The sequence below is a fragment of the Brevundimonas sp. NPDC007368 genome, assembly GCF_042869015.1.
GTDB lineage: Bacteria > Pseudomonadota > Alphaproteobacteria > Caulobacterales > Caulobacteraceae > Brevundimonas.
The window spans coordinates 1-20,215 of record NZ_JBIAFA010000006.1 but is presented as its reverse complement, the minus strand read 5'-3'; the positions used below and the strand labels follow the sequence as shown (position 1 = coordinate 20,215).

Genomic DNA, 20,215 nt, shown 5'->3' with positions numbered 1-20,215 from the left:
TGGCTGTGGTGTGCGACGCAGCATGTTTTCGCGGGTGCGGACGCGATGGGCGCGGCCCCTGCGGGCATCGCCTTGGGGAAAATGTTGGTTTCAGGCGGCCTTGCGTCATTCCGGGGAGGGCTGTGGCGCTCTCCGGGGGGGGGGGGAAGGCTCAGGGTCGGGTCTGACCCTGACCGCGCACGACGTACTTGTAGGTGGTCAGCTGTTCAGCGCCGACGGGGCCGCGCGCGTGCAGCTTGGAGGTCGAGATGCCGATCTCGCCGCCGAAGCCGAACTCACCGCCGTCGGCGAACTGGGTCGAGGCGTTGATCAGGACGATGGCGCTGTCGACGCCGCCCACGAAGCGTTCGGCGACCTCGGCGTCGGTGGTGATGATGGCCTCGGTGTGGCCCGAGCCGTAGCGGCGGATGTGCTCGACCGCGCCGTTCACGCCATCGACGATTTTCACTGACAGGACGGGAGCCAGGTATTCGGTGGTCCAGTCGGCCTCGGTCGCTTCGGCGGCCTGGGGAACCAGGGCGCGGGTCTCGGCGTCGCCGCGCAGTTCGCAACCGGCCTTGATCAGGTCAGCGGCGACGGCGGGCAGCAGCCGCTCGGCGGCGGCGCGATCGACCAGCAGGGTCTCGGTGGCGCCGCAGACCGAGACGCGGCGCATCTTGGCGTTGACGGCGACGCGGCGGGCGACGTCGAGGTCGGCGGCGGCGTCCAGATAGGTGTGGCACAGGCCTTCGAGGTGGCCCAGGACGGGGGCTTTCGCTTCGGCCTGAACCCGGGCGACCAGGCTCTTGCCGCCGCGCGGGATGATCAGGTCGACGGCGCCCTCAAGCCCCGACAGGATGGCGCCCACAGCTTCGCGATCGGGGACGGGGACCAGCTGGATCGCGTCGGCGGGCAGACCGGCCCCGGTGACGACGCGGGCGACCACGGCGGCGATGGCGCGTGAGGATTCCAGACAGTCCGAGCCGCAGCGCAGAATGGCGGCGTTGCCGGAGCGGAGGCACAGGGCGGCGGCGTCGGCGGTGACGTTGGGCCGGCTCTCGTAGATGACGCCCAGCACGCCGATGGGGGTGCGGACGCGGGCGATGTCCAGACCGTTGGCGGGGGTCCAGCGGGCCATCTCGGCGCCGACGGGATCGGGCTGGGCGGCGATGGTCTCGACGGCGACGGCCATGCCCTCGACGCGCGCGGGCGTCAGGGCGAGGCGGTCGATCAGGGCCTCGGACAGGCCGGAGGCGCGGGCGTTTTCGATGTCGCGGACGTTGGCGGACAGGATCTCGGCCTCGGCGGCGCGCAGGCCCTCGGCCAGACGGGTCAGGGCCTCGGTGCGGGCGGTTGGCGTCGCTGCGCGCAGGGCGTTGGCGGCGGCGCGGGCGCGACGGCCCATGTCCAGCATGAGAGCGTTGATGTCGGTCATCGGGCTTCCAGCACCAGGTCGTCGCGGTGGATCACGACCGAGGGGCCGCGATAGCCCAGCAGGGTTTCGATCTCGTCGGAATGACGGCCCCGGATCAGGGCGATTTCATCGGCCGGATAGGCCGCCAGGCCGACGCCGACCACGGCGCCGGTCGGGTCGAGCAGGCGCAGGCTTTCGCCCTTTTCAAATGCGCCGCTGACGGCGACGACGCCGGAGGGCAGCAGGCTCTTGCCCGACCGCAGCGCGCGCACGGCGCCGTCGTCCAGGGTCAGCGACCCGCCGGGCGCCATGCTGCCGGCGATCCACTGCTTCCACGCGGCCAGGGGCGTGGCCGGGGCGGTGATCAGGGTGGCGCGGGCGCCCTCGGCGACGGCCTTCAGCGGATGCAGCGTCAGGCCCGAGGCGATGACGGTGGCGCAGCCGGCCGAGCGGGCGATCTGGGCGGCGGCCAGCTTGGTGGCCATGCCGCCGGTGCCGACCCCGGCGTCGGCGTTGGCGCCGCTGGCCATGCCGAGGATGTCGGGGCCGAGGCTCTCGACCAGGGGCAGATGGCGGGCCTCGGGATCGCGGCGCGGGTCGGCGGTGTAGAGGCCGTCCACGTCGGACAGCAGGACCAGCAGGTCGGCGCGCGCCAACTGGGCCGCGCGGGCGGCCAGCCGGTCGTTGTCGCCGTAGCGGATTTCCTCGGTGGCGACGGTGTCGTTCTCGTTGACGACGGGGACGACGCCGTGGGCCAGCAGGGCCTCGACCGTGGCGCGGGCGTTGAGCCAGCGGCGGCGGCGCTCGGTGTCGTCGCGGGTCAGCAGCACCTGGGCGGTGATCAGGCCGTGGGGGGCCAGGGCCTCTTCCCAGGCGTGCATCAAGAGGGTCTGGCCGACGGCGGCGGCCGCCTGCTTGTCCTGCAGCCGTCCGGGCGTGGTGTTCAAGCGTCCGCGTCCCAGGGCCACGGCTCCGGAGGAGACAACGATGACTTCGCGGCCTTGCTGGCGCAGGTCGGCAATGTCCTGGGCCAGGGAGGCCAGCCAGTCGCGGGCCACGGCGCGGGTGGCGGCGTCGATCAGCAGGGAGGAGCCGATCTTGACCACCAGGCGGCGGGCGTGGGCCAGCGCTGTCGCAGGCGAGGGGGCGGCCTCGGCGGCGATCTCGGCGGCGGGGGAGGGCGCGGCGGGAACGGTCACCCGTTCTCCCTAGAGCATCAATCGGGCCGGGGTCACGCCCACGGGCGTGAAAATCGTGCGGCGGGCTTCAAAAGAAAACGCCCGGCGGGGTCGAACCTGCCGGGCGTTTGCATTTTCAGTGGTGATCGGACGATCAGGCTTCCGGATCGGGCGCCTGATCCCAGCCGCCGGCCAGGGCCTTGAACAGGGCGATCTGGTAGGTGACGACCTGGGCTTCCGAAGCCGCCAGGGCGGCGTCGGCGCCGGCCAGGGTCCGTTCCGAATCCAGCACCGTCAGGAAGCTGTCGGCGCCGGCGTCGAAACGCAGACGCGACAGACGGGCCGCCGTCGCCGCCTGATCCCGCGCGGTGCGCAGGGCCGTGCGGCGGTCCAGCTCGTTGGCGTAGCTGCTGAGCGCCGTTTCCGTCTCTTGCAGCGCCGTCAGCACGGTCTGGTCGAAGGTGGCCAGGGCCGCGTCGGTCTGGGCTCCGGCCTGCTTGATGCGGGCGCGGGCCACGGCGATGTTGGGGAAGTTCCAGCTGATCAGCGGGCCGACGCTGAAGCGGAAGTTGGCGTCGTCGCCCAGACCCGAGGAATCCAGCGAGGTCGAGCCCAGCGAGCCCCCCAGGCTGATCGACGGATAGAGGCTGGCGGTGGCCACGTTCACGCGGGCGGCGGCCGCGGCCAGACGGGCCTCGGCCTGACGCACATCGGGACGACGGGCCAGAAGGGCCGCGCCGTCGCCGATGGGGATCGGCTGCGACAGTTGCGGCGGCGACTGGCAACCGCGCGCCGCCTCGCTGGCCTCGGCCGGGGTGCGCCCGGTCAGGGTGGCGAGGCGATAGAGGGCGCCGTCGCGAGAGGCCCGCAGAGGCGGCAGGCTGGCGCGGGTCTGCTCCAGGGCCGCGCGGGCGCGGGCCACGTCCAGGCCATTGCCCGATCCGCCGTCGAGCAGACGCTGGGTCAGATCGACGGTCTTGCCCTGCAGGTCGATGGTGCGTTCGGCCACCGCGATCTGGGCGTTGGCCGAGCAGGTGTCGGCATAGGCCCGGGCGGTTTCAGCGGCGACCGAGATGCGAACGATCTCCAGCGCCTCGGCGGCGGCGGCGGCGTCGCCACGCGCGGCGCGGATGGAGGACTCCACCCGACCGAACAGGTCGACCTCGTAGGAGACGTCCAGGCCGAGGCTGTAGGTGTCGACGTCGTCCAGCTTGGCCCCGTTGGCGGCGGGGTTGGTGATGGTCGAGGCCTGGCTGCGGTTGAAGGCGGCGTTGGCGTTGGTCGTGGGCAGACGGCCGGCGCGAGCCTCGGACAGCGAGGCCCGGACGGCGCGCAGATTGGCCGCGGCCGCCTCCAGCTCGTTGTTCTCGGTCAGCGCCTGCTGGATCAGGCCGTCCAGCGTGGCGTCGTTATAGAGCCGCCACCAGTCGGCGCGGGCCGCCTCGGTCGAAACCGAGGCGGATTGCGAGCCGATGAAGGCACCCTGGCCCTGCGCCGGGATCGTAGCGTCCGGCGCCTTGGGCCCGACCGCGCAGGCGGCGAGCAAAAGCGCGGCGCCGGAAGCGGTCAGGAGCGAGAGGGCTTTACGGTTCATCAGGCGTCTCCCAGGCGCGGGCTGGCCGTGGGGGCCGTCGGCGCGGGGTCGTTGGGGTCGTACGGATCATGCGGAGGCGCGCCGTAGGTCGTCGGCAGCTCGCGCGGCTTCTCCGGCGTCTTGGGCAGCTTGGCCGAAAGCCAACGCATCATCACGTAGAAGACCGGGGTGAAGATCAGGCCGAAGAAGGTCACGCCCAGCATGCCGGAGAAGACCGACGTGCCCAGCGACTGGCGCATTTCGGCGCCGGGGCCGGTCGCCAGCATCAGCGGCACGACGCCGAAGATGAAGGCGAAGGAGGTCATCAGGATCGGACGCAGGCGCACCTTGGCGGCGTAAACAGCCGCTTCGAAGCGATCCATGCCCTCTTCTTCTTCCGCCTGCTTGGCGAACTCGACGATCAGGATGGCGTTCTTGGCCGCCAGGGCGATCAGGACGACCAGACCGATCTGGACCAGGATGTTGTTGTCCAGACCGCGGATGTTCACCCCGATCATGGCCGCCAGCAGACACATGGGGACGATCAGCACCACCGCGAGCGGCAGGGTGAAGGCCTCATACTGCGCGGCCAGCACCAGGAAGACGAAGACCACGGCCATGATGAAGATCATCGAGGCGCCGCCCGAGGCCTGCTTCTCCTGCAGGGCCAGTTCGGTCCACTCGTAGCTGAAGCCTTGCGGCAGGGCTTGAGAGGCCAGTTGCTCCATCGCCGCGATGCCCTGGCCGGACGAGACGCCCGCCGCGGCCTGGCCCTGAAGCTCGGAAGCGGGGAACAGGTTGTAGCGGACGACGCGGGCCGGACCGGAATCCTCGCGCAGGTTGGCGACGGCGCCGATCGGCACCATGGCGCCGGAGGCGGAGCGGGTCTTCAGGTTGGCGATGTCGGCGATGTCGTCGCGGGCCGAGGGTTCAGCCTGGGCGGTGACGCGGAAGGTGCGACCCAGCAGGTTGAAGTCGTTGATGTAGGAGGAGCCCAGATAGACGCCGAGGGTGTCGAACACCGCCGACGGCTGGACGCCCATCATCAGGGCCTTGTTGCGATCGACGTCGGCGGCGATGCGGGGCGAGCCGGTGTTGTAGGTCGAGAAGACCTGCTGCACCTGTTCAGGCATCTGGGCCGCGCCGCCCATCATGGCGAAGGTGGCGCCTTCCAGCGCGCGGTAGCCCGCGCCGGAACGGTCCTGGATCATCATCTTGAAGCCGTTGCCGTTGCCCAGGCCCTGAACGGCCGGGGGGGCGATGACGAAGATGTTGGCTTCCTCGATGCCGCCGGTGGCGCCCGTGATGGCGCCGGCCAGGGCCGTGGCGGCCTGTTCCTTGGTGCGGTTCTCGAAGGCGTCGAGGCGCACGAAGATGGTCGCGGCGTTCGAACCGAACGAGAAGCTGGAGCCGTCGAGACCAGCGAAGGCCACGGTGCCGTCGACACCCTCGGTCTTCTGGATGATCTCGTTGGCGCGCTTCATCACCGCCTCGGTGCGGTCAAGCGAAGCGCCGGCCGGAAGCTGGATGACGCCGATCAGGAAGCCCTGGTCCTGCTCCGGAATGAAGCCCGAGGGCGTGTCCATCAGGCGCCAGCCGGTGAGGGCCAACAGGCCCGCATAGATGATCATGACGACCATCAGCGAGCGGACCAGACGGGCGGTCAGACGACCATACTTGTCCGACAGCCAGTCGAAGCCCTGGTTGAACTTGTCGCCGGCCCAACGGACGTAATAGACGACCGCGCCCCAGAGGCCCGGCTTGCGCACGTTGTCGTGCTCTGTGTGCGGCTTGAGCAGCAGGGCGGCCATGGCCGGGGACAGCGTCAGGGACACCAGCAGCGAGATCAGAGCCGCCGAGGCGATGGTGACGGCGAACTGACGGTAGAAAATGCCGGGGATGCCGGGGACGAAGGCGGTCGGAACGAACACCGCCGTCAGCACCAGGCCGATGGCGATCAGGGCGCCGGAGACCTCCTGCATGGAGCGATAGGCGGCCTCCTTGGGCGTCAGGCCTTGTCTCAGGTAGCGCTCGACGTTCTCGACCACGACGATGGCGTCGTCGACGACGATGCCGACGGCGAGGACCAGAGCGAACAGCGACAGGGAGTTGATGGAATAGCCGAGCGCCAGTTGCACCGCGAAGGTGCCGACCAGGGCGACGGGGATGGCGACGATGGGAATGATGGCCGCGCGCCAGGTCTGCAGGAAGACCATGACAACGATGACGACGAGGACGACGGCTTCCAGAAGAGTGTGCTGCACCGCTTCGACCGAGGCGGCGACGAATTCCGTCGGGTTGTAGGGGATGGAGACGGCCATGCCGGCCGGCAGTTCGGTCTTGATGGCCTCGACCTCGGCCAGGACGCGGTTGGCAGTGCCCAGGGCGTTGGCGCCCGGCTGCTGGACGACCGCGACGCCGACGCCGCGCTCTCCGTCGAAGAAGCCGCGGATACCGTAGTCCTGAGCTCCCAGTTCGACGCGGGCGACGTCACGGACGCGGGTCACGCGCCCTTGAGCATCGGTTTTGATGACGACGTCGGCGAACTGGTCAGGGTCGGACAGACGGCCCTGGACCTGAACCGGCAGCTGGAAGGCGGCGGCGTTGGTGGCGAAGGGCGGCTGACCGATGGCGCCGGCGGCGGCCTGGACGTTCTGGGCGCGCAGGGCGGCGACGATGTCAGGACCCGTCAGGCCGCGCTCGGCCGCCTTGGCCGGGTCGATCCAGATCCGCATCGAATAGTTGCCGCCGCCGAACACCTGGACCTGACCGACACCGTCGATCCGCAGCAGGCGGTCGCGCAGCGTCGAGTTGGCGAAGTTGCCGACATAGTCGTTGTCCAGGCTGCCGTCGGGCGAAGTCAGGCCCACGATCATCAGGAAGCCGCTTTCGGCCTTGTTGACCGTCACGCCGATCTGGCGGACCTGTTCAGGCAGCTTGGGCTCGGCCAGGGCGACGCGGTTCTGCACCAGCACCTGGGCGGAATCGAGATCCGTGCCTGGCTGGAAGGTCACCGTGATCGCCACTGCCCCGTCGGAGGTGGACGAGGAGGTCAGGTACAGCATCTTCTCGACGCCGTTGACCTCTTGCTCGATGGGGGCGGCGACCGTCTCGGCCAGGGTCTCGGCCGAGGCGCCCGGATAGGCCGCGTTGATGGTGATGGTGGGCGGCGCGATCTCCGGATACTGCGACAGGGGCAGCATCGGATAGGCGAACAGGCCGATCAGGGTGATGAACACCGAGATCACGCCTGCAAAGATCGGCCGATCGATGAAGAAGCGTGAGAAATTCATGAGCTATCAGCCGGCGTTGGCGAAGGAGGCGCTGGAAGCCGGCGCCGCCTGGGTGACCGGGGCGCCGCCAGCCTGCGGCGCGACCGGAGCGATGGTGCCGTTCTTGGGTGCGACCTTCATGCCCGGCATCTGGATGCGCTGACCGCCGGCGATGATGACGCGATCGGTCGGTTTCAGGCCGGAACGGATGACACGCAGGCCGTCGACCAGAGGTCCGGTCTGGACCGCCCGCGGCTCGGTCGTGCCATCAGGCTTGACCACGATGACCACGCGGCGCGCTGCGTCGGTGGCGATGGCGGCGTCGGGCACCAGCAGGGCTTGATAGGCGCCCGCTCCGGCGAGTTGGGCCTGACCGAACATGCCGGGCTTCAGGAAGCCGTCGGCGTTCGGCACCACGGCGCGCAGGCGGATAGTGCCCGAGGCCGGGTCGATGGCGTTGTCGGTGAAGTCCAGCGTGCCGACGCGGTCATAGCTGGTCTCGTCTTGCAGGCGGATGCGGATCGGGGCCGCGCCGCCGGAGCGGGCGTCGCGCTGATACTTGAGCGCCAGGGCTTCGGAACCGTCGAAGACGAAGTAGATCGGCGAGGCTGAAACCACGGTCGTCAGCACGTCGCCGGCGGAGGAGCCGCCGCCGACCAGGTTGCCGGGATCGACGCGGCGGTCGGACACACGGCCGGAAATCGGGGCCGTGACGCGGGTGAACTCGACGTCCAGCTGACGCGCGCGGATGGCGGCGTTGGCGGCCGAGACGGCGGCCTGGGCCTGGGCCACGGCGCCGCGCTTGGCGTCGACCTCGGCCTGGGACACGGCCTGCGAGGCCAGCAGGCCTTCGGCGCGTGCGAACTCGGTGCGGGCCAGGGTCAGCTGGGCCTGGGCCTGCGACAGCTGGGCCTGGGCCGAGGCCAGGGCGGCCTGGGCCGGGCGCGGGTCAAGCGTGAACAGCAGCTGGCCCTGACGCACGAAGTCGCCGTCCTTGAAATGGACCGACTGGATGTAGCCGCCGACGCGCGCGCGCACATCGACCGTGCGGGGGGCTTCAAAGCGACCCGTGACTTCGTCCCAGTCCACCACCTGGCGGGCCAGGGGCAGGGCCACCGTCACCGGCGGGGCTTGGGGGGCGGGGGCTTCGCCGCCCTTGGAACAGCCGTAGAGGGCGGTCGCCATCAGTACGGACGCGGCCGCGATCTTCACCGTGCGCATCGGCGCATTCTCCTTGGGAGGGAATTGAATCTGGAAGACCGTCGCTCTTTGGGGAGGGAGCGTCCAGTCAACGCTGGGTGACTTAAAGAACGGCGGCAGCGCTTGTCAACGTCTGATGACAAAGCCATATAGGGTTTAAGGTTTATTGGAGTAGGTTCCGTTGGTCCTTTGCGACGCCCCTCGACCGCGTAACGCCAACGCGACGCGCCAGGCGATTCTGGAAGCGGCGCGGGAGCGTTTTTGTTCCGACAGCTACGATGACGTCGGCATGCGAGACGTCGCGCGCGACGTCGGCGTGGATGCCGCTCTGATCAGCCGCTACTTCGGGTCCAAGGAAGACCTGTTCGTCGCCGTGCTGGACAGCTGCAAGAACGGTCGCGACCTGATGGACGGCCCGCGCGAGGACTTCGGCGAGCGGCTGGCGCGCGAGATCGTCTACGGGGAGGTCATGCCCTGTCAGGATGACGGCGCGGGCGCCAAGATGCGAGGTCTGTTGATCCTGCTGCGATCAGTCGGTTCGGCCAAAGCGATGGACGTCATGCAGCGCACGTCCAACAACCGCTTCTTCGACCCTTTGGCCGCCTGGATCGGCGGTCCCGAGGCCCCGGTGCGTGCGCGTCTGGCGGCGGGCCTGATCATGGGCATGGCGATCGGGCGCGAACTGTCGGACGGCTATTCTTCGCTGGATGAGACGCAGAAGGCGGAGTTGGCGCGGCGCATGGCCGTGGCCTTGCAGGGCCTGATCGACAACTGAAACGCCAAAAGGGCGGACCGCGAGGCCCGCCCTTTCTTTGTGCGCCGACGTCGGGGCTCAGGCCCAGTGCATCGGCACGTGGCGGGCGGCGGCCCAGTGGATGGCGCGGATGGCGTCGACGATGGCGCGGGTGGCCTCGACCGTGCCCAGGGCGCCGCCCAGATCGGCGGTGACCGCGCCCGAGGCCAGAACCGCCGCAACGGCGGCTTCGATCGAGTCCGCTTCGTCCTCCAGATCGAAGCTGTGGCGCAGCATCATGGCCGCTGACAGCACCATGCCGACCGGGTTGGCCAGATCCTGACCGGCGATGTCCGGGGCCGAGCCATGGATCGGCTCGAACAGGCCGGGGCCGTCCGCGCCCAGCGAGGCCGAGGGCAGCAGGCCGATGGAGCCGCCCAGCACCGAGATCTCGTCCGACAGGATGTCGCCGAACATGTTCTCGGTCAGGATGACGTCGTAGTCGCGCGGCTTCCTGATCAGGTGCATGGCCATGGAGTCGACCAGGGCGTGTTCCAGGGTGATCTGCGGATATTCCTCGGCGTGGATGCGGGTCACCACCTCGCGCCACAGGCGGCTGGTCTCCATGACATTGGCCTTGTCGACCGAAGTGACCTTGCCGCGACGCTGAGCAGCGGCCTGGAAGGCGGCGCGGGCGACGCGTTCGATCTCCTCGACCGTATAGACGCACAGGTCCGAGGCGCTGGTCGCGGTGCGGGTCTTCTCGCCGAAATAGACGCCGCTGGTCAGTTCGCGGAAGACGATCAGATCGACGCCCTCGACGATCTCCTTCTTCAGCGGGGAGCGGTGGGCCAGGACCGGCGAGACCTGCAGCGGGCGCAGATTGGCGTACAGGCCCATGGCCTTGCGGATGGCCAGCAGACCCTGTTCAGGGCGGACCGGGGCGCCGTCCCACTTGGGACCGCCGACCGCGCCCAGCAGGACGGCGTCGGAGGCCAGGCAGGCGGCCTTGGTGTCCTCGGGCAGGGCCTCCCCGGTCGCGTCGATGGCGGCGCCGCCGATCAGGTGCTCGGTGAAGTCGAAGCGGTGGCCGTAGATATCGCCGATGCAGGTCAGGACGCGCTCTGCGGCCAGGGCAACCTCAGGCCCGACGCCGTCGCCGGGCAGGACCACGATGTTGAAGGTACGGGGAGCGGGGTGGGCTTCATGGTGGGGCATCAGGCGGTCTCCGGCTGATAGGAATCTTGGCGCAGGCGTTCAAAGGTTTCGACGTAGGGCAGCTTCGCTTGCAGCCAGCCGAGGGTGTCGACCCCGTCGAGCAGGCACTGGCGGGCGAAGGCCTCGACCTTGAAGGGGACGGGGGCGACGTTGCCGCGACGGATCTCGCCGGCTTCCAGATCGACGGTGACGGCCTGTTCCGGGTGGGCGGCCAGGTCGTCCCAGGTCGCCTGATCGACGACGATGGGCAGCAGGCCGTTCTTCAGCGCGTTGGAGGTGAAGATGTCGGCGATCTCGGTCGAGATCACCGCGCGAAAGCCATAGTCCAGCAGGGCCCAGGGCGCGTGCTCGCGCGACGAGCCGCAGGCGAAGTTGGGGCCGGCCAGCAGGATGCGGTGCTCGCTCGGGTCGATGCGGTTCAGCACGGACTCGGGCTTGGGCGAGCCGTCGGCTTCATAGCGCCAGTCATAGAAGGCGTGGGTGCCCAGACCCTCGCGCGTCGTGGTGGTCAGGAAGCGCGCCGGGATGATCTGATCGGTGTCGATATTGGCCTGGCTCAGCGTCAGGGTCTGCGACGTCAGCGTTTTAAAGGGCTCAGACATGAGCGGCCTCCAGATAGGCGCGCGGGTCGGTCAGGACGCCGGCGACGGCGCTGGCCGCGGCGGTCGCCGGGCTGGCCAGGATGGTGCGGGCGCCCTTGCCCTGGCGGCCTTCGAAATTGCGGTTGGAGGTCGAGACCGCCAACTGACCGGGAGCGACGAAATCGCCGTTCATGGCGATGCACATGGAGCAGCCGGGGATGCGCCATTCGGCGCCGGCCTCGGTGAAGACCTTGTCTAGACCCTCGGCCTCGGCGTCGCGACGCACGGCCTCGGAGCCGGGAACGACCAGCATCCGCACGCCCGGCTGGACCTTGCGGCCGCGCAGGACGTCGGCGGCGGCGCGCAGGTCGGGCAGGCGGCCGTTGGTGCAACTGCCGATGAAGACCACGTCGACCTTGTGGCCGGTCGTCGCCTCGCCGGCGGTGAAGCCCATGTAGTCGATGGCCTTGCGGTCCGAGTCCGAGCGCGGTTGCGGGACGGGCGCGCCGACGGGAGCGCCCGCGTCGGGGGTGGTGCCCCAGGTGGCCATCGGGCGGATGGCGGCGCCGTCCAGCACGACTTCCTTGTCGAAGGTCGCGCCGGGGTCGGAGGCCAGACTCAGCCAGTCGGCGGCGGCGCTCTCATAGTCGGCGGGGACGTGTTTGCGGCCGCGCAGCCAGTCGATGGTGACGCGGTCGGGGGCGATCATGCCCGCCCGCGCGCCTGCCTCGATGGACATGTTGCACAGGGTCATGCGCCCTTCCATGTCCAGCGATCGCACGGCCTCGCCGGCGTATTCGATGACGTAGCCGGTGCCGCCGCCGAAGCCGATGGCGGCGATGACGGCCAGGGCGACATCCTTGCCCGAGACGCCGGGACGCAGACGGCCATCGACGGTCACGCGCATGGATTTGGCGCGGCGCTGCAACAGACACTGGGTCGCCAGAACATGGCCGACCTCGGAGGTGCCGATGCCGAATGCCAGGGCGCCGAAGGCCCCGTGGGTGGCGGTGTGGCTGTCGCCGCAGACCACGGTCATGCCCGGCTGGGTCAGGCCCAGTTCAGGCCCCATGACGTGGACGACGCCGCGCTGGTCGGAATCCCAGCCGGCCAGCTCAACGCCGTGGCGGGCGCAGTTGGTCTCCAGGGTCTCGACCTGGGCCTTGGCGGCCTGGGTGAAATAGGGCCGCTGGCCGTCCGGCCCGGCGGGCAGGGTCGGGGTGGAGTGGTCCAGGGTGGCGAAGGTGCGGTCGGGGCGGCGGACCTTCAGTCCGCGCGCCTCGATTTCGGAAAAGGCCTGGGGCGAGGTGACCTCGTGAACCAGATGCAGGTCCACATACATGACGCCCGGCGTTTCGGCCGTTTCCGGCACGACGACGTGCCGGTCCCAGACCTTTTCGTACAGGGTTTTCGGGCCGGTCTTAGGCGGGCTCATGCACGCGTTCTTTCGTGGCGACGATGGCGGTGTCGTGGATGGGCTCCAGCCAGCCGAAGCGGTCGGGCGTCGTGCCGTCGAACAGGCCGCGGAAGGCCTTGTTGACCGCCTTCGTGATCGGGCCGGGGCCGGCGGCGCGGGTCGTGATGCCGTCGATGGAGCGCACCGGAGTGATCTCGGCGGCGGTGCCGGTCATGAAGACTTCGTCGGCGACGTAGAGAGCTTCGCGCGGGAGGATCTGCTCGCGGGCTTCGTAGCCCAGACCGCGCGCCAGCTTCATCACGCTGTCGCGCGTGATGCCCTGCAGGATGGAGGCGGCGGCGGGGGGCGTCATCAGCACCCCGTCCTTGACCACGAACAGGTTCTCGCCGGCGCCTTCAGACAGGCGGCCGTCGACGCCCAGGGCGATGCCTTCGCCGAAGCCGCCGACGCGGGCTTCACGGCCGATCAGGTAGCCGGACAAATAGTTGCCGCCCGCCTTGGCGCCCGCCGGGATGGTGTTCGGAGCGACGCGGTTCCAGCTGGAGACGCAGGCGTCGACGCCCTTCTCCAAGGCTTCCTCGCCCAGATAGGCGCCCCAGGGGAAGGCCGAGATCATGACGTCGGTGCGGATGCTTTCCGGCGACGGGGTCACGCCCATGCCGCACTCGCCCAGGAAGGCCAGCGGGCGCAGGTAGGCCGAACGCAGGCCCTCGGAACTGACCACGTCCTTGCAGGCCTGGACCAGCTCGTCCTCGGTGAAGGGCAGGGGGAAGTGATAGATGCGCGCGCTGTCGAACAGGCGGCGGATGTGGTCGGTCAGTCGAAAGCCGCACGGGCCGTTGGGGGTGTCATAGACACGGATGCCCTCGAACACCGAGGTGCCGTAGTGCAGGGCATGGCTCATGACGTGGATCTTGGCGTCGGCCCAGGGCGTCAGGTCGCCGTTGATCCAGATATTCTTAGCCAGCGGTTGCATAGGTCTTGTCCATTTGTGCGGAGGCGCCGGCGGCTGTCACAGCCGTGATGATGGCGGTCAGCTCCGCGTCATTGATTTCGCCGATCTGGTCGGCGCGTTGTTTGAAGCCGGCGAAGACGTCGGCCAGGCGCTGGCCTTCCAGCACATGGCCCAGGGCCTCGGCCCGCTTGCCGACCGCGTGGCGGCCGGAATGCTTGCCCAGCACGAAGTAGCTGCCCTCGAAACCGACGTCCTCGGGACGCATGATCTCGTAGGTGCGGGCGTCGGCCATCATGCCGTGCTGGTGGATCCCGGCCTCGTGGGCGAAGGCGTTCAGGCCGACGATGGCCTTGTTGCGGGCGATGACCGTCTCGGTCACTTCGCGCAGGGTCTGCGAGGCGCGCACCAGATGGCGGCTCTCGGCGGATACGGTGACGCCATAGCGGTCCGCGCGGGTGCGCAGGGCCATGATGATCTCCTCGATCGAGGCGTTGCCGGCCCGTTCGCCGATGCCGTTGATCGCGCCCTCGATCTGACGCGCGCCGCCCTCGACGGCGGCCAGGGAGTTGGCCACGGCCAGGCCCAGGTCGTTGTGCGCGTGCGACGAGAAGATGATGTCGGCGTGTCGCGGACGGATGATCCCGTCCAGATAGGCGAAGCGCTGGCGCGCTTCTTCCGGCGTGGCGTAGCCGACGGTGTCGGGCACGTTCAGCGTTTGGGCGCCCGCATCGGCGGCGGCCATCAGGGCCTCGGCCAGGAACTCGGGCTCGGTGCGGAAGGCGTCCTCGGCCGAGAACTCGACGTCGTCGAACATCGAGGCGGCGTATTCCACCGTGCGCGAGATGGTGGCCAGCACCTCGTTGGTGCTCATCCGCAGCTTGGCCGAGCGGTGGATCGGGCTGGTGGCCAGGAAGACGTGGCAGCGGCGATGCGATTTGGGCGCCGGCGCCAGAGCCCGGAACGAGGCGTCGATGTCCTTCTCGTTGGCGCGGTTCAGCGAGGCGAAGATCGGTCCCTCGATCTCGCCGCAGACGCGTCGGATGCATTCCTCGTCGCCCGGCGAGGCGGCGGCGAAGCCGGCCTCGATCACGTCCACGCCCAGGTCGCGCAGGACATGGGCCATCTTCAGCTTGGCCTCGGCCGACATGGAGAAGCCGGGGGCCTGTTCGCCGTCGCGCAGGGTGGTGTCGAAGATGATGACGCGGTTGGGATCCGACGCCGTAATCTCGGCGGTTCTGGATACTCGTTCTACTCGGGACATTAGGCGGCCTCGGACTGATAGGCAGGGGTGCTGATGCGAGCGACGCCGAACAGGCGGTCGATCTGGCAACCCAGATTGTCGATGGAGCGCGCGGCGTCGCGCCCGCGCACGGTCAGGGCGATGCGGCGCGAGGGGCCTTCGTCAGCCATGCTCATGCCGTCGATGTGGAAGCCGCGGCGTTCCACCAGGCCGATGAGACGCTGAAGCGAGCCGTCGGCCCGGTCGATCTGGATGTGAATGGTGTCGCTCATGCTCATGCGCCTTCCATCATTTCAGCGTTGCTCTTGCCCGGCGGAACCAGAGGCCAGACGTTCTCTTTGGGGTTGATGACGACGTGGGCCAGGCAGGGGCCGTCGGCGGCCAGCAGACGGGCGATGCCGGCCTCGACCTGATCGCGTTGGTCGATGCGGAAGGCCTCGATGCGGAAGGCCTCGGCCACCTTCACGAAGTCCGGGTTGTCGGACAGGTCGACCTCGGAATAGTTCTCCTCGAAGAACAGCTCCTGCCACTGGCGCACCAGGCCCAGCGAGGAGTTGTCCAGCAGGACGATCTTCAGGGCGACGCCGTAGCGCTTCAGGGTCGCCAGCTCCTGGATGTTCATCATGAAGCCGCCGTCGCCGGCAATGGTGACGACCGTGGCCGACGGATCGGCCAGCTTGGCGCCCAGACCGGCGGGCAGGCCGAAGCCCATGGCCCCCAGACCGCCCGAGGTGATGTGGGCTTCCGGCTTGGAGAAGCGGCAATGTTGAGCCGCCCACATCTGATGCTGGCCGACGTCGCAGGCGGCGACGAAGCGGTCGCCGGCGGCTTCTGACAATTGCTTCAGCAGGGCGGGCGCATAGACGCCTTCGCCAGGTGCGTCATAGCGGGCGGCGTGACGCTCGGCGGTCGTGGCGCAGCGGATGACCCAGGGATCGATGGCCAGAGACGCCGTCGCCAGACGCGCGGTCAGGGCCTCGACGCCCGGCTTCAGCTCGCCGGCGACCGCGACATGGGTCTCGCGCAGCTTGCCGATCTCGGAGGCGTCGACGTCGAAATGGACGACGCGGGCGTGGGGCGCGAACTCGGCCAGCTTGCCCGTGGCGCGGTCGTCGAAACGGGCGCCCAGGACGATCAGCAGGTCGGACGCCTGGACCGCTTCGTTGGCGGCGCGCGTGCCGTGCATGCCCAGCATGCCCAGATAGCCCGGGGCGTCGGTGGCGACCGTGCCCAGGGCGTTCAGGGTGGAGACGGTCGGGATGCCGGTGGTCTCGGCGAAGGTGCGGACGGCCTCGGTCGCGCGGCCGATCTTCACCCCGCCGCCGATGTAGATCAGGGGTCGTTCAGCGGCGCGGATGAAGCGTTCGGCCTCGGCGATGGCGTCGTGGTCGACGTCGGCGGTCTCATTGGGGATGTTGAAGCCGAAGGGGGCGGTCGCCGTGGCGAACTGGACGTCTTTTGGCAGGTCGACCAGGACCGGACCGGGACGGCCCGAGGCGGCGATGTGGAAGGCCTGTTCGACGGCGGCCGGAATCTCGGCCGCGTCGCGCACCAATATAGAGTGCTTCACGATCGGCAGGGTGACGCCCAGGATGTCGATCTCCTGGAAGGCGTCGGTGCCCATGACGCCCTGGGGGACGTTGCCGGTGATGCAGACCATCGGCACAGAATCCATCATGGCGTTGGCGATGCCGGTGATCAGATTGGTGGCGCCGGGGCCGGAGGTGGCCATGCAGACGCCGACCTTGCCCGAGGCGCGGGCATAGGCGTCGGCGGCGAAGGCCGCGCCCTGTTCGTGGCGGACCAGGATATGCTTCAGGCCCGTGCCGGTCAGGGCGTCATAGATGGGCATGATGGCGCCGCCGGGGTAGCCGAAGACCACCTCCACGCCCATCCGCTCCAGGCTGGAGACGAGCAGGCGCGCGCCGGTGGCCGTGTCGTTCACGGACGCCGGGGCGGAGGCGGGTTTCGGGGCGGGCGCGACGGCGCTCATCGGGTCAGTCTCTCTTTATATATGTGCGGGTCAGGCGGCTTCAGACTTGGGGGTCTGCAGCCAGGCCATCCGCTCGCGCAGGCGGGCGCCCGTCTGTTCGATGTGGGATTGGCGATCCGCGTCCAGCCAGGCCTGGTACTGCGGCTTGCCGGTCTCGTTCTCGGCGATCCAGTTGCGGGCGAAGGTGCCGTCCTGGATCTCGGTCAGGACCTCCTTCATGCGGGCGCGGGTCTCGTCGGTGATGACGCGCGGGCCCGAGGCGACGGCGCCCCACTTGGCCGTTTCCGAGATGAAGTGGTGCATCTTGGAGATGCCGCCCTCGTAGAACAGGTCCACGATCAGCTTCAGCTCATGCAGGCATTCGAAGTAGGCGATCTCGGGCTGGTAGCCGGCTTCGACCAGGGTGTTGAAGCCCGAGATGACCAGCTCCTTGGCACCGCCGCACAGCACAGCCTGTTCGCCGAACAGGTCGGTTTCGGTCTCTTCGCGGAAGCTGGTCTCCAGCAGGCCGCCGGTCGCGCCGCCGATGCCCTTGGCGTAGCCCATGGCGCGGTCGCGCGCCTTGCCGGTCGCGTCCTTCTCGATGGCGAACAGCGAGGGGACGCCGCGGCCACGGGCGAACTCGCGGCGGACCAGATCTCCCGGACCCTTGGGGGCGACCAGGATGACGTCCATGTCGTCGCGCGGCGTGATGCGGTCGTAGATGATCGAGAAGCCGTGGGCGAACAGCAGGGCGGCGCCCGGCTTGGCGTTGGGCTCGATGATGTCGCGATAGACCTCGTTCTGGATCATGTCCGGGGTCAGGATGGCGATGATGTCGGCGCCGCGAACGGCCTCGGCCGGCTCGGCGGTGGGGACGCCGTCGGCGGTGGCGTGCTTCCAGCCCGTGCCGCCGTGGCGAACGCCGACGATGACGTCATGGCCCGAGTCCTTCAGGTTCTGGGCGTGGGCGCGGCCCTGCGAGCCATAGCCGATGACGGCGATGCGCTGGCCGGCGATGGCGCCCGGCTTGATGTCGTCGTTGGTGTAGATGGTGATGGCCATGGGTCAGGCGTCCTCAGAGATGGCGGCGTTGGAATAGGTTTCGGCGGTTTGAGCCGGCGGCGGATTGGGGATGGTCACGGCCCCTTGCGAGGCGGAGGCGACGGCGGCGCGGTATTTCGCGAAAACGCCTTGCGCCGGGCGGACACGGTTGGGGGCGAAGTCCGCCCGGCGCGCCTCCAGATCGACGAGCACGTCGATCCTTCGGTTGGTGACGTCGATGACGATCGGATCGCCATCGCGAATAAGAGCAATCGGGCCGCCGACCGCCGCTTCGGGCGAGACGTGGCCGGCGACGAAGCCGTAGCTGGCGCCCGAGAAGCGGCCGTCGGTCAGCAGGGCGACGTTCTCGACCTTGCGGCCCTTCAGGGCGGCGGTGACCTGCAGCATCTCGCGCATGCCGGGACCGCCCTTGGGTCCTTCGTAGCGGATGATGATGACGTCGCCTTCGCCGACCGAGCCGTCCTGAACCGCGTGGAAGGCGTCCTCCTCGCAGTCGAAGACGGCGGCGGGGCCTTCAAAGCGGTCGACCTTGTGGCCGGTCAGCTTGATGACCGCGCCTTCGGGGGCCACGTCGCCATAGATGACGGCGTAGGAGCCGCGCGCCATGACCGGGGCGTCCATGCTGGTGACGACCTGCTGGCCGGGCGTCTCCTCGGCCTCGGCGGCTTCGGCGAACAGGCTGCGGCCGCTGACGGTCGGCGTGTTGACGATCTTGCCCGCCTCGGCCAGCCGCTGGGCGACCAGACGCGTGCCGCCCGCCGCGAACAGGTGCGAGGCCAGGAAGCGGCCGCCGGGCTTCAGGTCGCAGATGACCGGGGCCTCGACGCAGGCCTGGTGGCAGTCCTCGATGCCGAAGTCGACGCCGGCCTCGGCGGCGATGGCGGTCAGGTGCATGACGGCGTTGGTCGATCCGCCCGAGGCCGAGACGGCGACGGCGGCGTTCTTCAGGCTGGCCTTGGTGATGTATTTTCGGGCGGTGTCGCCGGCGAAGACGCGCTCGACGATCAGGCGACCGCAGCGCTCGCCTTCCGCGCGCTTGCCGGGATCGACGGCGGGGACGTCATTGGCGCCCATGGGGCTGATGCCCATGATCGACAGGGCCATGGCCATGGTGTTGGCCGTGAACTGACCGCCGCAGGCGCCGGCGCCGGGGCAGACCGCGCTCTCGACCGCCTTCAGGCCCTCGTCGGACAGGGCGCCCGCGCCGTGGGCGCCGATGGCCTCGAACACCTCCTGGACCGAGACCTCCTTCTCGCCGATCCGGCCGGGCAGGATGGTGCCGCCGTAATAGACCAGGCCGGGGATATCCATCCGCGCCAGGGCCATGGCCGCCGCCGGGATGGTCTTGTCGCAGCCGACGATGCAGACGACGCCGTCCAGCTGATGGCCCTCGACCGCCAGCTCGATGGAGTCGGCGACGACCTCGCGGCTGATCAACGAGGCCTTCATGCCCGCCGTGCCCATGGAGATGCCGTCGGTGACGACGATGGTGTTGAAGTCGACGGGATAGCCGCCCGCCGCGATGATGCCGGCGCGGACGTCCTTGGCCAGGCGATCCAAGTGCATGTTGCACGGCGTGACGGTCGACCAGGTGTTGACGATGGCGATCATCGGCTTGTCGAAGTCGGCGTCCTGCATGCCCGCCGCCCGCAGATAGGAGCGCGCGGCGGCGCGGTTCGGGCCCTGGGTGACGGCCGAACTGCGCGTATTGGGTCGATTATTGCTGCCTGGCGTCTTGGTCATCGGGTTATTGGAAGTTTCTGTCTGTCGGGTCTGGGCTGAGCACATGAAAAACCCCGCTGCCGGGAGGGAGCGGGGTGAAGCGGGCGATTTTGACGGGGTCAGGTCAGGTCGCAGGCATCCACACCGCTCGGCTAAGCGGAATAAGAATTACCGAAAGAAGGAGTACGCCCAGCGACAGCACGCGCAGATCAGCCGCCGCTTTCGCGGGGCTCAGGATCGCAGCAGTGGCGGCGCGGTGGGACACAGGAGAACCTTTCAACTGGGCGCTCTTATGCCGCCGTCGATGCTGCGTTGCAACCCGCAGCGGCCCGAATGTGGAATAAAAGTGCGTCATGCCGTCTTTCGGTCCTTCCAGCGCGCGTCTGTGCTCTGAAGCGGTGTCCTCGGCGCAACATTTTACCGCGTCGTGGCGGCGGGCCTATTATTGTGTGGGTCTGGCGGGCTCGGCTCCACCGGGGCGGGCGGCCTCAGCGCGGGGGTGGCGAGGGCTGTTGTGCGCTGAGTGGGGAGGCCTAGGGGCGGGGCTGCAGTCTCCCTGTATGTGCAGGGGCGTGGCGGTCAGCGGCCGCATCCTTTCCGGGACTCTCGTTCGTTGAGATAGTTTGTGAAACTGTCATTCAGGGCTTGTGGACTCGGGGTGGTGTCCGTATATCCGCCGCTCGCTCGGAGACGGGC

Annotated in this window: 15 protein-coding genes; 1 reads left to right on the top strand and 14 read right to left on the bottom strand. The window is 69.1% G+C overall.

The genetic code is table 11. The features are described 5' to 3' along the window. Window positions 1-151 precede the first annotated feature (151 nt). The 5 genes from ACFYLW_RS13570 to ACFYLW_RS13550 form a co-directional block, all read right to left on the bottom strand. Complete coding sequence (locus ACFYLW_RS13570) at window positions 152-1,414, bottom strand: glutamate-5-semialdehyde dehydrogenase (RefSeq protein ID WP_312064028.1); 1,263 nt, start codon at window positions 1,412-1,414, stop codon at window positions 152-154. Next, on the bottom strand, window positions 1,411-2,556 hold the full coding sequence (proB, locus tag ACFYLW_RS13565; RefSeq protein WP_390183204.1) for a glutamate 5-kinase: 1,146 nt from the start codon (window positions 2,554-2,556) through the stop codon (window positions 1,411-1,413). Before proB ends, ACFYLW_RS13570 begins: the two co-directional genes overlap by 4 nt. A 169-nt stretch (window positions 2,557-2,725) precedes the next feature. After that, window positions 2,726-4,165: a TolC family protein gene (locus tag ACFYLW_RS13560; RefSeq protein ID WP_312065304.1), complete on the bottom strand. Its 1,440-nt coding sequence runs from the start codon at window positions 4,163-4,165 to the stop codon at window positions 2,726-2,728. Continuing rightward, window positions 4,165-7,437 (bottom strand): multidrug efflux RND transporter permease subunit, encoded by a 3,273-nt coding sequence (locus ACFYLW_RS13555; RefSeq protein WP_312065305.1) that lies wholly within the window; start codon window positions 7,435-7,437, stop codon window positions 4,165-4,167. Before ACFYLW_RS13555 ends, ACFYLW_RS13560 begins: the two co-directional genes overlap by 1 nt. A 6-nt stretch (window positions 7,438-7,443) precedes the next feature. Beyond that, the gene (locus ACFYLW_RS13550) at window positions 7,444-8,637 is read right to left on the bottom strand and encodes an efflux RND transporter periplasmic adaptor subunit (protein ID WP_312065306.1); all 1,194 of its coding nucleotides are present in this window, start codon (window positions 8,635-8,637) and stop codon (window positions 7,444-7,446) included. Between the two features lie 160 nt (window positions 8,638-8,797). Between ACFYLW_RS13550 and ACFYLW_RS13545 the strand changes: the two genes are divergently transcribed. Further along, window positions 8,798-9,391, top strand: coding sequence for a TetR/AcrR family transcriptional regulator (locus ACFYLW_RS13545; RefSeq protein ID WP_292084718.1), 594 nt, complete (start codon window positions 8,798-8,800; stop codon window positions 9,389-9,391). A gap of 57 nt (window positions 9,392-9,448) precedes the next feature. Here ACFYLW_RS13545 and leuB read toward each other — a convergent pair whose 3' ends face one another. From leuB to ACFYLW_RS13500, 9 genes are read right to left on the bottom strand one after another with little or no spacing between them, the layout of a single operon-like run. Then, entirely contained in the window at window positions 9,449-10,567 is a 1,119-nt protein-coding gene (gene leuB, locus ACFYLW_RS13540) for a 3-isopropylmalate dehydrogenase (RefSeq protein WP_312065307.1), read from the bottom strand. After that, window positions 10,567-11,169 (bottom strand): 3-isopropylmalate dehydratase small subunit, encoded by a 603-nt coding sequence (gene leuD / locus ACFYLW_RS13535; RefSeq protein WP_312065308.1) that lies wholly within the window; start codon window positions 11,167-11,169, stop codon window positions 10,567-10,569. The genes leuB and leuD overlap by 1 nt, the downstream gene beginning before the upstream one ends. Next, window positions 11,162-12,583: a 3-isopropylmalate dehydratase large subunit gene (gene leuC, locus ACFYLW_RS13530; protein ID WP_312065309.1), complete on the bottom strand. Its 1,422-nt coding sequence runs from the start codon at window positions 12,581-12,583 to the stop codon at window positions 11,162-11,164. The genes leuD and leuC overlap by 8 nt, the downstream gene beginning before the upstream one ends. Then, a complete protein-coding gene (locus ACFYLW_RS13525) occupies window positions 12,570-13,541 on the bottom strand; it encodes a branched-chain amino acid transaminase (RefSeq protein WP_312065310.1) in 972 nt (323 codons plus the stop codon). Before ACFYLW_RS13525 ends, leuC begins: the two co-directional genes overlap by 14 nt. Then, the gene (locus tag ACFYLW_RS13520; RefSeq protein WP_312065311.1) at window positions 13,525-14,781 is read right to left on the bottom strand and encodes a 2-isopropylmalate synthase; all 1,257 of its coding nucleotides are present in this window, start codon (window positions 14,779-14,781) and stop codon (window positions 13,525-13,527) included. The genes ACFYLW_RS13525 and ACFYLW_RS13520 overlap by 17 nt, the downstream gene beginning before the upstream one ends. After that, window positions 14,781-15,032, bottom strand: a complete 252-nt coding sequence (locus ACFYLW_RS13515; protein WP_312065312.1) for an ACT domain-containing protein — start codon at window positions 15,030-15,032, stop codon at window positions 14,781-14,783. Before ACFYLW_RS13515 ends, ACFYLW_RS13520 begins: the two co-directional genes overlap by 1 nt. A gap of 2 nt (window positions 15,033-15,034) precedes the next feature. Next, window positions 15,035-16,753 (bottom strand): acetolactate synthase 2 catalytic subunit, encoded by a 1,719-nt coding sequence (ilvG, locus tag ACFYLW_RS13510; RefSeq protein WP_312065313.1) that lies wholly within the window; start codon window positions 16,751-16,753, stop codon window positions 15,035-15,037. A gap of 30 nt (window positions 16,754-16,783) precedes the next feature. Next, window positions 16,784-17,797 (bottom strand): ketol-acid reductoisomerase, encoded by a 1,014-nt coding sequence (gene ilvC, locus ACFYLW_RS13505; RefSeq protein WP_312065314.1) that lies wholly within the window; start codon window positions 17,795-17,797, stop codon window positions 16,784-16,786. A gap of 3 nt (window positions 17,798-17,800) precedes the next feature. Further along, window positions 17,801-19,540, bottom strand: a complete 1,740-nt coding sequence (locus ACFYLW_RS13500) for a dihydroxy-acid dehydratase (RefSeq protein ID WP_312065315.1) — start codon at window positions 19,538-19,540, stop codon at window positions 17,801-17,803. Between the last annotated feature and the right edge of the window lie 675 nt (window positions 19,541-20,215).

Excerpts from the sequence above, each read along its gene's own strand:
- ACFYLW_RS13570 (WP_312064028.1), bottom strand. The coding sequence starts at position 1,414 with ATGACCGACATCAACGCTCTCATGCTGGACATGGGCCGTCGCGCCCGC.
- ACFYLW_RS13560 (WP_312065304.1), bottom strand. The coding sequence starts at position 4,165 with ATGAACCGTAAAGCCCTCTCGCTCCTGACCGCTTCCGGCGCCGCGCTT.
- ACFYLW_RS13555 (WP_312065305.1), bottom strand. The coding sequence starts at position 7,437 with ATGAATTTCTCACGCTTCTTCATCGATCGGCCGATCTTTGCAGGCGTG.
- ACFYLW_RS13550 (WP_312065306.1), bottom strand. The coding sequence starts at position 8,637 with ATGCGCACGGTGAAGATCGCGGCCGCGTCCGTACTGATGGCGACCGCC.
- leuB (WP_312065307.1), bottom strand. The coding sequence starts at position 10,567 with ATGCCCCACCATGAAGCCCACCCCGCTCCCCGTACCTTCAACATCGTG.
- leuD (WP_312065308.1), bottom strand. The coding sequence starts at position 11,169 with ATGTCTGAGCCCTTTAAAACGCTGACGTCGCAGACCCTGACGCTGAGC.
- leuC (WP_312065309.1), bottom strand. The coding sequence starts at position 12,583 with ATGAGCCCGCCTAAGACCGGCCCGAAAACCCTGTACGAAAAGGTCTGG.
- ACFYLW_RS13525 (WP_312065310.1), bottom strand. The coding sequence starts at position 13,541 with ATGCAACCGCTGGCTAAGAATATCTGGATCAACGGCGACCTGACGCCC.
- ACFYLW_RS13520 (WP_312065311.1), bottom strand. The coding sequence starts at position 14,781 with ATGTCCCGAGTAGAACGAGTATCCAGAACCGCCGAGATTACGGCGTCG.
- ACFYLW_RS13515 (WP_312065312.1), bottom strand. The coding sequence starts at position 15,032 with ATGAGCGACACCATTCACATCCAGATCGACCGGGCCGACGGCTCGCTT.
- ilvG (WP_312065313.1), bottom strand. The coding sequence starts at position 16,753 with ATGAGCGCCGTCGCGCCCGCCCCGAAACCCGCCTCCGCCCCGGCGTCC.
- ilvC (WP_312065314.1), bottom strand. The coding sequence starts at position 17,797 with ATGGCCATCACCATCTACACCAACGACGACATCAAGCCGGGCGCCATC.
- ACFYLW_RS13500 (WP_312065315.1), bottom strand. The coding sequence starts at position 19,540 with ATGACCAAGACGCCAGGCAGCAATAATCGACCCAATACGCGCAGTTCG.